Source organism: Falsiruegeria mediterranea M17 (assembly GCF_900302455.1).
Classification (GTDB): domain Bacteria; phylum Pseudomonadota; class Alphaproteobacteria; order Rhodobacterales; family Rhodobacteraceae; genus Falsiruegeria; species Falsiruegeria mediterranea.
The window spans coordinates 156457-171578 of the sequence record NZ_ONZG01000001.1 but is presented as its reverse complement, the minus strand read 5'-3'; the positions used below and the strand labels follow the sequence as shown (position 1 = coordinate 171578).

Below are 15122 nucleotides of genomic sequence, written 5' to 3'. Positions count from 1 at the left end.
GAGGGAAACATGTCATGACCGAAACCGCCGCCCCGTCACCGCGCCGCGAAAGGTTTTTCTTCACCCAGCCAGACGTTCCCGAAGAGGTGAACGAATACACGCAAGCGGTTCTGGAGAACCACAAACGCGAAGGGCTGGAGTTGGCCGTGCGGGCCCGTTGGATCGCGATGGCGATCATTGCGGTGTTCCTGGTTTTCATAAACCCAGCTTGGGACGTGGTCTATTATCACTTCATTCTTGCCTTGGTGGCCCTGAACGGATGGTTCATCCGCCGTGCAGGTCGGGTTGGGCAGTCGAGCCTCGAGCTGTTTTTGCTGTTCATGGATTTGCTGATCATGACGTTGGGGATGCTGATACCCAACCCCTTCAGCGAAGATGTGCGCCCCTTGGCGATGCAGTATCAGTTTGGCAATTTTCAGTACTTCTTCTTGATCCTGGCTGGTGGCACGCTGGCTTATTCATGGCGCACAGTGATCGCGATTGGAACTTGGACGGCGGGAATGTGGACGCTGGGCTGGATTGCGCTTTGGTGGTTTGCCACGCCGATTCCGGGGCTGACGGATCAAGTGACACAGGCCTTTGCGAGATATCCGGATGTGGCCGAATTCATGAACCCCGACAGCGTGATGCCCAGCCTTCGTATTCAAGAGGCGGTGGTGTTCATGATCGTGGCGGTGACATTGGCGTTTTCTGTCCGGCGCTTCAACCGACTGCTATTGAGCAATGCAAGTCTGGAGCGCGAGCGAGCGAACTTGTCGCGGTACTTCTCGCCCAATGTGGTGGACCAGCTGAGCCAGAACGACGAACCACTAAAGCAAGTGCGTAACGAAAACATCGCGGTTCTGTTTATCGACATAGTGGGCTTCACCAAGTTTGCTGCCGACCGCGACCCCTATTCGGTGATCGAACTGCTACGCGGATTCCATTCGCGGATGGAGGCCGAAGTGTTCCGCCACAATGGCACGCTCGACAAATACCTGGGCGACGGTTTGATGGCGACCTTTGGCACACCGATATCCGGGGAGCATGATGCATCCAATGCCATGGCCTGTGCCCGGTCGATGGTGCAAGTGCTGGAACAATGGAACGCGGAGCGCAAACGCGCTGGTGAGCCCGAAATTCAAGCCGGGATCGGGGTGCATTTTGGGCCCGCCCTTTTGGGTGATATTGGCGCGAACCGGCTGGAGTACGCGGTGATCGGCAATGCGGTGAACGTGGCGGCGAAGCTTGAAGGTCTGACCCGTGACTTTGGCGTCAAGCTGGTGGTCAGCAGCGATCTGCGGGATCAAGTCATCCGCGAGCACATCGCCGGGTTGGAGTGTCTGGAAGGGTTGGAGCTGCACTCGGACCAAGGCGTGCGCGGTGTGGATGGTCGTATGGATGTCTGGACCCTGTGACGGGGCTGCTCCCGCCCATCGTTGACACCTGCGGCGTCGCCTCTTGTTGGGCCGGGCAGCGCACCTGCGGTGCGCTGCGGCCGCATTCCCTTTTCAGCGGGGCATTGGGTGGCGGGCTTTGTTGTAATCCAGCCAATCCGTGATCTCGGGGTAGTAGTGCCGCCGCCAACTGCGAACACGCGGGTTCATAACGCGGCGCCAGAGCGGCGGGATCATCGCCGCCACGGTCATCACGGGATAGCCATAGGGCAGTTGCGGCGCGTCTTCTTCTGTGTGGTTTTGCAGCAGCGGAAAGCGGCGGTCGGGTTTGTAGTGGTGGTCTGAATGCCGCTGCAGATTGATCAGAAGCCAATTCGACGCCTTATGTGCTGCATTCCAGGAATGGCGCGGCTGGACCGTCTCGTATTTGCCATCGCCCAGGTGTTTGCGCGTCAGACCGTAGTGTTCGACGTAGTTGACCAGTTCCAACTGCCAAACTGCGACCCCGGCTTGCACCAGAAACAAGAGGACACCACCAAGACCACCCAGCATGAAAGCCAGCAGGATCATCCCGGTTTGCATCGCCCAATAGCGGAAGAAGGGGTTGCGCAGGCTTGTCCAAGGTAGGCCTTTCCGCGCGAGCATGTCCTTTTCCGCCTTGAACGCGCTGCGCAGGCATTGGATCAGGACGCGGGGGTAGAACCGATGGAACCCCTCGTTGTAACGGGCGGTCACCGGATCACGCGGGGTGCCAACATAGCGGTGATGGACCAGCAGATGTTCGGACCGGAAGTGGCTGTAAAGGACCATGGCCAACAGGATATCGCCCAGGGTGCGTTCGACCCGGCTTTTTTGATGCATCAACTCGTGGCTGTAGTTGATGCCGATGGTGCCGGTGATGACGCCGACGCCAAAGAACAGGGCCACATTTTCCAGGCTGCTCAGATGGGCGCTGTGTGTCGCGTACCAGATCAGGCCAAAGAGGGTCAGGAATTGTATCGGCACCCAAAGCTGCGTTAGCCGGATGTACCAGTTCAACTGCCCGTCGGGCGTCTGTGGATCGGCGTTTTCGGTGTTCAACCCGGTCAGCTGATCGAGGATCGCAAAGGCCCACCATGTCGTCAGCGGCACCAGGATCAGGTTCCAGCCACCGGTTGTGGCCGCAAACCAGGCCAAAGGGACCAGCAGGAATGAGATCCAGAAGGGCAGGGCGCTTTGCCAACGGTTGAGGGTTTCAGGTGCGATCATGATGGGCTCCGCATCAGATTTGCGGGCAGTCTAACGCGGATTTTCCTTTGATCACAGACGGCTAATGGTCACGCCACAGATCATATGCTTTACGCATCACAGTGGGCAGGTCCGAGGGGCGAAAGTCGTGTTTGGCGACGATGTGCAGGCCCGCGGGTGCAGCTATGTCAGGCATTGGCGCAGTCAGGACCCGAAGGTGCAGGTGGAAGTGTGTGAAGGTGTGGCGAACCTCGGCCCCAATGTCATGCCAATCTGCCTCAAACGGTGGATTGGGTGAGGGTTTTTCGGACCAATCGGAACCGGGCCAACCCAGCATGCCACCCAGCAACCCCTTGTCGGGGCGCCGTTCCATCAGCCAGCCGCCACCAGCATCGCGCGCAACATAGGCATAGCCGTAGCGGGTCGGTTTGGGTTTCTTGGGCGTTTTCTTTGGCAGCTCTGCAGCCGTGCCTGCCAGCCGTCCCTGGCAGTCGGGCATAAGGGGGCAGATCCCGCAGGCAGGGGACTTGGGCGTACACACCGTCGCACCCAGATCCATCACCGCTTGGGCGTGATCACCAGGGCGCGCTAAAGGTGTGTGCTCCTCTGCCAGGTCGCGCAGCCTGGGCTTGGAGCCGGGTAGGGGGTCATGGATGTCATGAAACCGGGCCATGACCCGCTCGACATTGCCGTCAAGCACGGTCTCGGACCGGTCAAACGCGATCGAGGCGATGGCGGCTGCGGTGTAGGGACCAACGCCGGGAAGGGTCAGCAGCCCATCATGCGTGTCTGGAAAAATGCCGCCATGGGCTTGGGTCACTTGGCGTGCGCATTTCAGCAGATTGCGCGCGCGGGCATAGTACCCTAGCCCGGCCCATTCCCCCATCACATCCTCATCCCGTGCGGCGGCCAGATCCTGTACCGTGGGCCAGCGAGACGTAAAGCGATGAAAGTAGTCTTTGACCGCAGCCACGGTGGTTTGCTGTAACATAATCTCGGACAGCCAAACGCGATACGGGTCAGGAACCACCCCAGCTTGCCGATCCGAGGGTGAGACCCGCCACGGCAATTCGCGCGCATGCACGTCGTACCACGCCAACAGAGCGGTGCTCACAACCTTGTGTTCGTTCTTTTGCAAACAAATTTCCCTTGCTCTACCGGTTTCACTGGCACCTGTCTGAGTGCTCTCTACAATAGCGCCAACAGAGTCGGAAACCAGATGAAGCCCAGACGAACGACAACTTACGGGTTCAAACGCACAGGGACGGTGCTCAGCGACCAAATCAGGCGCGCCGGGGAAAGCCGTGGCTTTGCGGTGTCGCGGGTTCTGACCCATTGGGCCGAGATCGTGGGACAGGACATTGCAGCCATCGCGCGGCCTGTAAACGTAGGCTATGGACGCAATGGCTTTGGTGCGACATTGACGGTTCTGACCACTGGACCGCAGGCGCCGATGCTGGAAATGCAAAAGGAGCGGTTGAGGGAAAAGGTGAACGCGGCCTATGGCTATAACGCGATCAGCCGTATCCGCATCACCCAGACCGCACCCACCGGATTTGCCGAGGGACAGGCCAGTTTCGCGCACAAGCCGAAACAGGCAGAACCAAAGATCAACCCAGAGGTTGCAACTGCCGCGCGCAAGGTAGCCGATGGGGTCGAAAGTGACGATTTGCGGGCTGCTCTTGAACGTCTGGGCCGCAACATCCTATCTAAGAAAAAACACTGAGAAAGGGCGAGGTATGACCCGTTTTGGAACAATCTTTTCTGCTGCCGTAGCACTTGCTGCGGGCGGGTATTGGCTGAGCCAGCCGCAAAGCAGCCTGCCGAGCAACCCGTTGGTCGGCGCGGCCTATGCGCAAGAGACCGAAGTCGACACATCGACCATCATTGAGATGGTGCAAGGCGCCGAAGATGCGCCGGTCGAAATCATCGAATACGCTTCTTACACGTGCCCGCATTGTGCGGCGTTCCACGAAGGGCCGTACAAGCAGCTCAAGAAGGATTTCATCGACACTGGCAAGGTGAAGTTCGTTTACCGCGAAGTATATTTCGACCGCTATGGCCTGTGGGCGTCGATGATTGCCCGCTGTGCAGGGCCCGAGAAGTTCTTTGGTCTCAGCGATCTGATCTATGCGGGACAGTCCGATTGGGCGCGTGCCGGTGGTCCAACCGAAATCGTCGGTGAACTGCGTAAGATCGGTCGTCTGGCCGGGTTGGACAACGACTCGCTCGAGGCTTGCCTGCAGGACGCCAACAAAGCTCAGACGCTGGTGACCTGGTATCAGGAGAACGCCGAAGAGCATGGAATTGAAAGCACCCCCAGCTTCATCGTCAACGGCAAGAAGGTTTCGAACCAGTCTTATGCCGATTTCAAGGCCCTGATCGAAGCCGAGCTGGGCAGCTGATGACGGCACCGCTGGCGGGCCTAAAGGTCATCGAACTGGCGCGTATCCTGGCCGGCCCCTGGGCCGGTCAAACGCTGTCTGATCTGGGCGCCGAAGTCATCAAGGTTGAATCCCCCTCAGGTGACGACACCCGCGCTTGGGGACCACCATTCGTTACCCGAGACGATGACGAGTCGGCGGCCTACTTTCATTCGACGAACCGGGGCAAAGCTTCAGTCACGGTGGATTTCTCGACACCCGAGGGCCAGGCGCGCGTGCGCGAGATGGTGCGGGAGGCAGATATCCTGATCGAGAACTTCAAGGTTGGTGGGCTGGCCAAATACGGGCTGGACTATGACAGCCTGAAAGAGGTCAATCCGCGCTTGATTTACTGTTCGATCACTGGGTTCGGTCAAGACGGGCCTTATGCGCACCGTGCCGGCTATGATTTTATCATCCAAGGCATGTCCGGGCTGATGTCGATCACCGGAGAACCAGACGGTCAGCCGCAGAAGTCAGGCGTTGCGATCACCGATATCTTCACCGGCATCTACGCGGTTTCGGGAATTCTGGCGGCATTGCATCAGCGTGAACGAACTGGACGAGGGCAGCATGTGGACATGGCGTTGCTGGACGTCGCCGTGGCCGTCACAGCCAATCAGGCGCTGAACTACCTGACCACGGGAAAGGCGCCTGAACGGATGGGCAATGCCCACGTCAACCTGACCCCGTATCAGGTGTTTGACTGCGCCGATGGGCACATCATCATCGCGACTGGCAACGACCGGCAGTATCAACGGTTGTGCAAGATCTTGGAGCTTGAGGATATGGCCGAAGCGCCAGAGTTCCTGCGCAACAAGGACCGCATCGCCAATCGGCGGGTCATGATCGCGCGCCTGAACGGAGCAACGGCGCAGCGAAGCAAGGCGGATCTATTGGCCGCTTGCGAGGCTCAGGGCGTGCCAGCGGGCCCGATCAACACGCTGGACGAGGTCATGGCAGACCCCCAGATCGTGGCGCGTGGGATGCAGATCGAGTTGGACGGCGTTCCGGGTGTTCGCGCACCGTTTCGCTTCTCAGACGCTGAATTGGCACTGCACCGTTCTGCGCCAAAGTTAGGCGAGGATAGCTAAGCGGTTGTTGGCCGGGGGTGCTCCCGCGCCCGAGCGATCCTGACTGCGTCAGCACCGCTAACGGCCTTGAGCCGGGCGCCGGGCGTTGCCCGGCGCGGTCGCGCCTGAGGCAGATGATCTTACCAAAAGCGACCCACCAGACGCGCCCATGGCTTCGTAAGCACTTCGGTTGCAATATGGTGCCGACCGCCGAGCGTAGCGAGGCCCGGCCCAACGGGAGGAGGTATCCCGGAAGGGACATCGACGACGGGCGGGAGCGCTTGTGGATTTGTACCCTAAGGTGCGGGGGCTGCACTCAACATCAGATCGGTCATCTGTTCGCTTTCCTTGAGATGCAGCCGGACCGGTAGAGTGATGACCTTGCTGCGAAAGGCAGGTGGCAAGCGCACCGCATCCTTTTCGGTCGTCACCATCTGCGCGCCCAACAGCTTTGCTTCACTTTCAAGCCGCGACATCAGCGCTTGTGTGAGCGGTTGGTGGTCATCCAATGGCTCCGCTCTGCGCAGGTCAGCTCCCTGATCCCGCAGAGTGCGAAAAAACTTTGCTGGATTGCCTATACCTGCAAACGCAAGCACCGGGGTGTCCGCCCAATCCATCCCGGTTTTTAACGGGCAAACCTCACCTGTTACATGGGGCAAGGTGAGCGAGCGCCCCCAAGTGCTCGCGAATGTCTCCTGCGCCTCTGCCTTGCCAAGTGACAAAACCAAATCCGCGCGGGTCAAACCGGCCTCAACCGGTTCGCGCAAGGGGCCTGCCGGCAGGCAGAGCCCGTTGCCGAACCCCTGGGCTGCATCCACCACGATGATCGAAAGATCCTTTTTCACACTGGGGTTCTGGAACCCATCATCCAGCACAATCACCGTTGCCCCAAATTCGGCCGCAGCCTTGGCCCCGGCTGCGCGATCCTTGGCGACCCAGACCTCTGCAAAGGCGGCCAGCAGCAATGGCTCGTCCCCCACCTGATCCGCCCCGTGCTTGCCGGGTTCAACTCGAACCGGCCCTTCAAGCGAACCGCCATAACCCCGGCTCACCACATGCGGTTCATGTCCCGCATTGCGCAATTGCTCGATCACCCAGATCGCCGTGGGTGTCTTGCCGGTGCCACCCGCGTTCAGATTTCCGACGCAGATGACTGGAACGCCGGGATCTTGCGGAGCTCCTTTGGCCACACGTCGCGCGGTTGCCCGGGCATAGAGCGCGCCCAAGGGGCGAAGCAGGCGCGCACGCCAGTCCAATTGGTTGGGGGCTGTGTTCCAGAAATTGGGCGGTCTCATGTTATTGATCCTGCTTGTCCAGTTTGTTCTGTATCAGGTCAATCAACTGATCCGTCAAATGAGCCCCTTCGGTCACCACTTGCCACCCGGCCAAGGCCACAGAAGCGGCTTGATCCGGCGCCAGCAGTTGCACCACACCCGCACCCAGAGCATCTGCATTCCGCACAGCCCGTGCGGCACCTGCCGAGGCCAGCCGCGCATAGGTGTCGATGTGACCCTGCACGTTGGATCCATAAAGAACCGCAGAACCCAAGGAAACGGCGGTCAGCGGGTTCTGACCACCTGCGCCAGGTTCCAGAGAGCTGCCCAGGAACGTCACGGGGGCCACGCGGTACCACAGCTCCAGGTCCTCGGCGACAGTGCTCAGGACCACTTGGGTGCTGTCTTCGATTTCGTCGCCGGCATCCCAATCGGCACAGCGCAGATCCATCGCTTTGAGCCGCGCTTTCAAAGGGTCGGCTTCATTGGGATCGGCGACATGCAGAACCAGCAGCAGCCGGTGAAGAAACCGCAGCGCATGTCGGTGTGCGATCAGGATCGAGATGAATTCGCTGTCTTGTGACCAGGCTGACAGCCAGACGGGGCGGCCAGCCAGGACCTGATTTGTTTCAACCAGCTCTTCTTCGGGCCAGGGGCGCGGGTTGGGGCTGACTTGGAGCGCCGAAGACACCGATACCTTACCCGAACTGATGCCCGAGCGACGTACGTAGCGGGCCGAAGCCTCGCTGTCGGCGAGGATCATGTCAAAGCAATCCAACGTGGTGCGGAGCAGGTCGGGCAACCATCGATGACGGCGCAGGTGGAGTTCGTTCTCCACCGCACCCAAAAGGATCATTGGGATCTGCTGCTCTGATGCCTGGGCGATCAGGTTCGGTTGCAAGGAACCACCCGTCCAGATGCAAACGTCCGGGTGCCAATGGCGCATGAAATCGCGCGTTGCGGCCGGGTGATCCTGCGGCAATTCGATCGCCCCCAGCAAGTGGCGTGGCCAACGCCGGGATTCGGATGCAGGCGGGCGGGTGAACAGCACGTTCAGCTCGGGACTTTGCTGCAACAGTCGACCGCTGAGATCTTGCAGTGCGGACAGACGTTCCGGCGTTGTTGCGTGAAACCAAACCAACTGCCCATCGGGGCGCGCCGCGTGCATATCTCCATGTGCATGCTGGCCGCCCCAGGACAGCGCGCGGTAGGCGGTCAGGCTGAGCGATCGCGCCATCGATCAATCCACCCAATGCGGCACAGTGGGTCGCAAAGCAGAGACACAGGAGGGCACAAAGCGGGCCATTGGACTGATCCTTAGTGCAGAAGGGCGAAAGTTGTCGGCAACCTACGAGTTTCGCGGGTTTGGTCAACTGTTGCCGAACCGGGCCTCAATGTCCTGGAATACCGGCGCTGTCCGGATCCAGTGCGAAACTGATCTGTGTGTGGAACTGCTTGCCACCGGCAACCACGCCGCTCAACTTCGGTTGAGGATTGTTGAACCGCAGGGGCGCCCCAAAGCGATCGGTGCACAGGCCACCGGCCTCGCGGATGATCAGGTCCCCGGCGGCAATGTCCCATTCCCAACTGGGGCGCAGCGTTAGCATTCCATTGAACCGCCCCTGCGCAACCAGGGCCATGCGATAGGCCAGCGAAGGCCGATAGGCACGGCCAAAGTCGGGCACATTGCCGTCGCGCCAATGCGTGCTGTTCAAGTTGGGCTTGGCGGCCAGAACTTCGGCATCGGCGAGCGTGCCGATGTCGGCAACCGAAATCGGATCACCGTTGAGCGTGGCACCCTCTCCGGAAGCTGCAGCGAACAACATGTCCCGCTGGGGCAGGTACACAACCGCGGCGGTGGCGATGCCATCCTCACATACCGCCAACGAGTGCGCCCAAGTGCGTGATCCTTGGGCAAAACTGCGGGTGCCGTCGATCGGATCGATGACAAACACATGAGATCGCGTCAGGCGGTCAGTGGTGTCTTCAGTCTCTTCCGACAACCAGCCATATCCTGGGCGTGCTGCGGGGAGCGTTGCCTCGAGCATCTCGTTCACCGCCAGATCCGCCTCGGTCACGGGGCCTGCCCCGTCAGGTTTTTCCCAGCGTTTGGCCTCTTTCCCGGAATAGCGGGTGGCAATGTCGCCCGCTTTCAGTGCGGCGTCGATCAACAGCGATAGATCAGTTCCCGGCAAGCGTCATCCCTTCGATCAAGAGCGAGGGCACGACACGCGACAGATAGGTGCGCGCGTCATTGCCCGGGATGATCCGCATCAGCATGTCGCGCAGGTTGCCTGCGATTGTGCATTCGTTGACCGGATGGGTGATCTCGCCGTTTTCGACCCAGAACCCCGACGCCCCCCGTGAGTAATCGCCGGTGTTGGGGTTGATGGTCGAACCGATCATCGAGGTGACCAGCAGGCCGGTACCCATGTCGCGCAGCAGATCCTCGCGGCTTTGCTCGCCTTGGGTCAACGCCAGGTTCCAATTGCTGGGTGACGGTGGCGAAGACACGCCACGCGCTGCGTTGGCAGTGGAAACCATGCCCAGCTTGCGCGCACTCGAAAGATCAAGTGTCCACCCGGTCAACATGCCGTTTTCGACAATCGCTCGGCGCTGCGTAGGCAGTCCTTCGGCGTCAAAAGGGCGCGATCCGGCCACGCGGGCACGGTGTGGGTCTTCGACCACGGACAGATGCTTGGGCAATACCTGCTGCCCCATCGCGTCCTTGAGCCAGGAGGAGCCGCGTGCAATTGCGGCACCGTTGCTTGCGGCCATCAGATGTCCGATCAACGACGAGGATATGCGTTCGTCAAAGAGCACCGGGTAAGTGCCGGTTTCCGGCTTGCGGGCGCCCACCAGTTGCACCGCGCGTTCGCCTGCGGTGCGGCCGATCTCGGTCGGGCCGCGCAGGTCACTCTGAAAACAGCGGCTGTCGCCGTCATAATCCCGCTCCATCCCGGTGCCGGTTCCGCTGATTGCAACGCAAGACACCGACCGTCCGGTGCGCGCATAGCCACCGGAAAACCCGTTCGTCGCGGCCATGTGCACGCGGTGTTCGCCGTATCCAGCTCCGGCGTCTGAAACCTGTGAGACGCCTTCAACAGCGGCTGCCGCCGCTTCGGCTGCCAAAGCATCCTGTTTCAGCGCCTCCGGAGTGGGCTCAGGTGTTGGATCGAACAGCTCCAGCGCGTCATAGTTCCAGTCTCGCGCCAACTGCGCCGGATCGGCCAGGCCGGCATAGGGATCTTCTGGAGCCTCTTTCGCCATGGCCACGGCGCGTTCAGCCATCGCTTGCATGGTTTCAGGGCGTGCATCCGAGCTGGAGACGATCGCTTGTCGTTGCCCAAGAAACACCCGCAATCCCAGATCGCTGCCTTCGGATCGTTCAGCCATTTCCAGAGCGCCGTTTCGCACGTCGACAGAAACCGAAGTACCCCGGATCACAATGGCATCTGCCGATTCGGCCCCGGCCTTGCGGGCGGCATCAATCAGGGCGTGGCTCAGCTCTTCGGGTGTCTGCGACATCAGGCCTCTCGTCGTGCTTTTCGGGCTACCCCTTGGACCTAGCCTTGCAGGCAGACCCCTGCAAGCCCTCGGCAAAAAGAAGCGGCAAAAAGAAAAGGGCCGCCCCGTGGCAGCCCTTTTCGTATCTTGAAGGTCAGGTTACTTGATCCGCTGTCCGTTGGCGACGATGTGACCCTGTTTGTTGATCTCGATCGTCGACTTCAGCGTGTCAGGCGCGTCGCCCGGCACCGCCAACAGACCCATCATCATCCGTGCGCCCATGGCGTCCTGGTCCGAGACAAAACCCATGGCGATCAGCTTGTCGATCAGCGCGTTGGCACCGCTGATTTCCAGGTTTGCAACACCAGACGGGGCAGGCATGCCGTCAAAGGCTTCGAGGTTCGAGTTGTCGAATTCGAAATCGCCAGTGCCCATCAGCTTGGCCCCAACAAGCGAGACCAACAGTTGGTTGATCTTGAGCGAGTTCAACTCACCCGGAGCAGCGCCGGTTTTTTCCAAGGTTTCAGCCACGGTCGGATCAAGGAAGTCAACCAGGACCTTGGCGGTACCGGTGGTGTCCAAAGCCACGGTCGCCGGATCACGCGGCAAGGCACCAGCCGGATCAAACATGCCCCAGATCATGTCGGACATGGTGAAATCCGTCAGGTTCATGCCAAAGGCAAACGGCTGGGGTGCATCACCGGCCTGGATCGGCAGGTCCAGTTTGAAACCCGACCCGGCCATTTTCAGGTCGATCGGGAACGGCAGATCCGACACCGTGACAGAGATTTCGGAACCGCTCTGGCTCAGATCATAGAGCAGGTGGCTGCTGTCCATCGCAAAACGGAAATCACCGCCAGTGGATTTCGAGCTCATGGCGAATTCTTCGCCATCACCTGTGCCTTGCATCGCGCCGTTGCCGGATTTGTAGTTAAACCCGCCATCAAACTTGAAGCCCGAGTTCAGGAAGGCGCCGTAGTCCGATGCGTTGACCTTGTTCGGGATAGAGCCTGTGCCGGTATAGCTGACATCGGCAACCGCGCCCGAGAAGTTGCCCGCATCATCCGATTCCGGGTCGTCAAAGGCGATATCATAGGTAATGCTGCCTGCGGTCATGTTCTGGGCGATGTCGCGCATGGTGTCGCCGATTTTCATCTGCGATGTGCCCGCCAGTGCATCCAGGACAATGCTGACGTTCAGCGCGCCTTCAGGGATGGTTTCGCCTTCGGCCTCGATCGAGGCCAGCGTTACTGCATTCTTGTCGGCCGAATAGGTATAGGTCATGTCCGCCGGTGTTCCCGACACGACCATCGCCATGTTGGTCAGCGCGTAATCCAGAACCAGTTTGACCGGGTCTTCCCCTTCAGCCGCGATGTTCACGGTCAACGGGAATTGATCAGGCATGCCGATTGCCACGGTGCCATCACCGTTTTCGGTGAACGTGACCTCGGGCATGATCATCTCAAAGCTCGCTTCGGCATCCGGGACGGCCATCGACATGGTCAAATCCGAAACCGTGGTGACATTGCCCGATGTGCTTTCCCCGCCCGAGATGGAATAGCCCATTCCACCCATGTACGCTTGCCAGTCCGCCCAGACATCATTTGCTGTCAGATCGGCCCATGCGCCTTGGGAAGCAACCGCATAGGCAATGACCGCGCCGCATGAGCGCCGGAAGAAAACAGACATAATAGAACCCTTCTCTATCAAAATTTGCCGTTATCGTCGGCCCTTAGACGACGGTCGTCAAGGGGGGAGGGGCTGGACGCTGCCCCCTTGGCTCGGTACCACTTGCCCCGGATATGGCATCAAAGGGGACAGTGACATGGATATGCAGGGCAAAACGGTTCTTATCACGGGGGCCAGCCGCGGGATCGGCGCCGAAGCTGGGCGGATTTTCGCCGCTGCTGGGGCCAACGTTGTGCTGGTCGCGCGGGGGGGCGATCAAATCACTGCTCTGGCTCAGGAAATCGGGGATCAGGCAGTGGCGGTTCCCTGTGATGTCAGTGATTACGATCAGGTAAAGGGCGCCATTCACGCGGCCATTGATCGATTTGGCGGATTAGATGTGCTGATCGGGAACGCCGGTGTGATCGAACCCATCGCGCGAATGGCCGACAGCGATCCCGAAGGTTGGGGGCAAGCCATCGATATCAACCTCAAGGGTGTTTACTATGGCATGCATGCTGCTCTGTCTGTGATGAAAGAGGCAGGGGGCGGCACCATCATCACGATCAGCTCGGGCGCCGCCCATGGCCCGGTCGAGGCCTGGAGTCACTATTGCTCGTCCAAGGCGGGGGCCGCGATGCTGACCGCCTGTCTGGACAAGGAAGAGCGTGAGAACGGCATCCGTGCCATGGGTCTGTCACCCGGGACCGTCGCAACTCAGATGCAGCGCGAGATCAAGGCCAGCGGCATTAACCCGGTCAGCCAGTTGGATTGGGAGGTTCACGTTCCCGCTGATTGGCCAGCCCGTGCCCTGTTGTGGATGTGTTCGGCGGACGCAGACGAATTTGTGGGCACCGAAATCTCGCTCCGCGACGAAGGCATCCGAGCACGAGTCGGCCTGACATGATCGAACTGGAAAAAGACGGCGGGCTGTGGATCGCAACCATCAACCGCCCCGACAAGGCCAATTCCCTTACCGAAGCCATGCTCGAAGAGCTGTTGGAAATTGCCGAGGCCGCGACCCAAGTCAAGGCGTTGATCCTGACTGGACGGGGCAAGGTGTTCAGCGCCGGTGCCGACCTGGATGAGGCACGCGCGGGCCTTGCGACCTCGGACGTGTGGGAGCGGTTGTCCGGCGCCATCGCGGCGTTGCCGTGCCTTACGATTGCGGCGTTGAACGGCACGCTGGCAGGTGGGGCAAACGGCATGGCGTTGGCCTGCGATTTGCGGATCGCGGTGCCAAGCGCCAAGTTCTTTTATCCCGTCATGAAACTGGGTTTTTTGCCGCAAGCTTCGGACCCGGTGCGCATGAAGGCCTTGATCGGCCCTGCACGGACCAAGATGATCCTGATGGCGGGCCAAAAGATCACGGCGGACGAGGCCTATGCCTATGGCTTGGTGGACCGGGTGGTCGAGCCTGATGCGCTGATGTCCACCGCGCGTGACCTTACGGCAGATGTCGTTGCGGCCAAGCCCGAGATTGCCACCGGCATTGCCGAGATGTGCCGATGAGCCTGAACGCCCTGCGCTTGCGTGTCGCCGATCCCAAGGGGCTGGCGGCATTTTATCGAGATAGCCTTGGAATGCAGGCGTGCGCCGAAGGTGATGTGTGGCGTGTTGGTTATGTTGGTGTGGATGCAGATTTGATGTTGGTGCCGGGTGGCGGGAGGTACACCCACGACCGGCGGCAGCGGTATTGGAAGATCGGGATCACCCTTCCGAATGTCGATCTGGCAGTGGACGCCTTACGCGCCGCTGGTGCCGAGGTGTCAGACCCGCGCCAGTTTCTGGACATTGGATACATGGCCCATCTGTCCGACCCCGAAGGGTTCGTGATCGAGTTGTTGCAACATGATTTTGAAGGCAACCGACCTGACGGAGCAGGCGACGCCAAGGCTCCGTTTGCACAGGCGTGCTTAGGGCAAATCACGCTGAGAACGGGCAACATACAGGCCGAGGATCAGCGGTGCCGCGATCTGGGCATGCGCCTGTTGTCCATGCAGGATGTTGAACCTTACGGGTTCGACCTGCATTTCTACGCTTTCACCAGCGATCAACCCCCAAACTCGGACCTGTGGGCGGTTGAAAACCGCGAATGGCTGTGGAAACGACGCTATACAACGCTTGAGTTTCAGCACATCGCTGAAGCGGCCTTTGCTCGGGTGCCCGACTTTCTTGGAATTGAGATTGGCGGTCAAACGGACCCTTACACATAACGGGCATCACCTTTTCCGGCGCCTCCCCGGAACTTTGGATCGAAAACCGGGGGGTCGTTTTCGCACCCAATTGAGGAATTTTTCCAGGCGTGGATGTGCCCGCAACGCCTCGACCGTGGCATAGGAGCGCGCCAATTCCGCCTCGGTCAATGTGGCGTGAACCTCTTTGTGGCAAATCTGATGCAGCAGCACAGTCGGGCCGCCCTTGCCACCTTTGAGCTTGGGGATCAGATGGTGCAGGCTGCCATCACCTTCGGGGATCGGCCGATCACACAAAGGGCACACCGGCACATCTGCGGGGAAGGTGTCGGGGTTTTTTTCCTTGTTCGGCATCGGTAAGAGGATGCACCACTTTGCA

At 60.1% G+C, this 15122-nt stretch carries 15 protein-coding genes; 7 read left to right on the top strand and 8 right to left on the bottom strand.

The window, feature by feature from the left end:
• The first annotated feature begins 14 nt into the window (after window positions 1–14).
• Window positions 15–1397, top strand: a complete 1383-nt coding sequence (locus tag TRM7615_RS00860; protein ID WP_108785025.1) for an adenylate/guanylate cyclase domain-containing protein — start codon at window positions 15–17, stop codon at window positions 1395–1397.
• A gap of 93 nt (window positions 1398–1490) precedes the next feature.
• On the opposite strand, the gene TRM7615_RS00855 is transcribed toward TRM7615_RS00860, so the two are convergent.
• Both TRM7615_RS00855 and mutY read right to left on the bottom strand, forming a co-directional pair.
• A complete protein-coding gene (locus TRM7615_RS00855; protein ID WP_108785024.1) occupies window positions 1491–2624 on the bottom strand; it encodes an alkane 1-monooxygenase in 1134 nt (377 codons plus the stop codon).
• Between the two features lie 61 nt (window positions 2625–2685).
• Complete coding sequence (gene mutY / locus TRM7615_RS00850) at window positions 2686–3741, bottom strand: A/G-specific adenine glycosylase (protein WP_235823984.1); 1056 nt, start codon at window positions 3739–3741, stop codon at window positions 2686–2688.
• A gap of 81 nt (window positions 3742–3822) precedes the next feature.
• Here mutY and TRM7615_RS00845 point away from each other — a divergent pair, with 81 nt between their 5' ends.
• From TRM7615_RS00845 to TRM7615_RS00835, 3 genes are read left to right on the top strand one after another with little or no spacing between them, the layout of a single operon-like run.
• A complete protein-coding gene (locus tag TRM7615_RS00845; RefSeq protein ID WP_108785023.1) occupies window positions 3823–4329 on the top strand; it encodes a DUF721 domain-containing protein in 507 nt (168 codons plus the stop codon).
• Window positions 4330–4342: 13 nt separating this feature from the next.
• Entirely contained in the window at window positions 4343–5008 is a 666-nt protein-coding gene (locus TRM7615_RS00840; protein ID WP_108785022.1) for a DsbA family protein, read from the top strand.
• The gene (locus TRM7615_RS00835) at window positions 5008–6120 is read left to right on the top strand and encodes a CaiB/BaiF CoA transferase family protein (protein ID WP_108785021.1); all 1113 of its coding nucleotides are present in this window, start codon (window positions 5008–5010) and stop codon (window positions 6118–6120) included. The genes TRM7615_RS00840 and TRM7615_RS00835 overlap by 1 nt, the downstream gene beginning before the upstream one ends.
• A gap of 275 nt (window positions 6121–6395) precedes the next feature.
• Here TRM7615_RS00835 and lpxK read toward each other — a convergent pair whose 3' ends face one another.
• From lpxK to TRM7615_RS00810, 5 genes are all read right to left on the bottom strand, one after another.
• Window positions 6396–7394 carry a tetraacyldisaccharide 4'-kinase gene (gene lpxK / locus TRM7615_RS00830; RefSeq protein WP_108785020.1) on the bottom strand — a complete coding sequence of 333 codons (999 nt, stop codon included), beginning with the start codon at window positions 7392–7394 and terminating at the stop codon, window positions 6396–6398.
• Between the two features lies 1 nt (window position 7395).
• On the bottom strand, window positions 7396–8610 hold the full coding sequence (locus TRM7615_RS00825) for a 3-deoxy-D-manno-octulosonic acid transferase (protein ID WP_108785019.1): 1215 nt from the start codon (window positions 8608–8610) through the stop codon (window positions 7396–7398).
• A 154-nt stretch (window positions 8611–8764) separates the two neighbouring features.
• Window positions 8765–9568 (bottom strand): inositol monophosphatase family protein, encoded by an 804-nt coding sequence (locus tag TRM7615_RS00820; RefSeq protein ID WP_108785018.1) that lies wholly within the window; start codon window positions 9566–9568, stop codon window positions 8765–8767.
• Window positions 9555–10901, bottom strand: coding sequence for a TldD/PmbA family protein (locus TRM7615_RS00815; RefSeq protein WP_108785017.1), 1347 nt, complete (start codon window positions 10899–10901; stop codon window positions 9555–9557). The genes TRM7615_RS00820 and TRM7615_RS00815 overlap by 14 nt, the downstream gene beginning before the upstream one ends.
• Window positions 10902–11039: 138 nt before the next feature.
• Entirely contained in the window at window positions 11040–12569 is a 1530-nt protein-coding gene (locus TRM7615_RS00810; protein ID WP_108785016.1) for a DUF2125 domain-containing protein, read from the bottom strand.
• Window positions 12570–12705: 136 nt separating this feature from the next.
• Between TRM7615_RS00810 and TRM7615_RS00805 the strand changes: the two genes are divergently transcribed.
• The 3 genes from TRM7615_RS00805 to TRM7615_RS00795 are packed head-to-tail and all read left to right on the top strand — an operon-like array spanning window position 12706 to window position 14764.
• The gene (locus TRM7615_RS00805; RefSeq protein ID WP_108785015.1) at window positions 12706–13455 is read left to right on the top strand and encodes an SDR family oxidoreductase; all 750 of its coding nucleotides are present in this window, start codon (window positions 12706–12708) and stop codon (window positions 13453–13455) included.
• A complete protein-coding gene (locus tag TRM7615_RS00800) occupies window positions 13452–14060 on the top strand; it encodes an enoyl-CoA hydratase/isomerase family protein (protein ID WP_108785014.1) in 609 nt (202 codons plus the stop codon). Before TRM7615_RS00805 ends, TRM7615_RS00800 begins: the two co-directional genes overlap by 4 nt.
• Window positions 14057–14764, top strand: a complete 708-nt coding sequence (locus TRM7615_RS00795; RefSeq protein WP_108785013.1) for a VOC family protein — start codon at window positions 14057–14059, stop codon at window positions 14762–14764. The genes TRM7615_RS00800 and TRM7615_RS00795 overlap by 4 nt, the downstream gene beginning before the upstream one ends.
• A 6-nt stretch (window positions 14765–14770) precedes the next feature.
• Here TRM7615_RS00795 and TRM7615_RS00790 read toward each other — a convergent pair whose 3' ends face one another.
• Entirely contained in the window at window positions 14771–15097 is a 327-nt protein-coding gene (locus tag TRM7615_RS00790; protein WP_108785012.1) for an HNH endonuclease, read from the bottom strand.
• Window positions 15098–15122 lie beyond the last annotated feature (25 nt).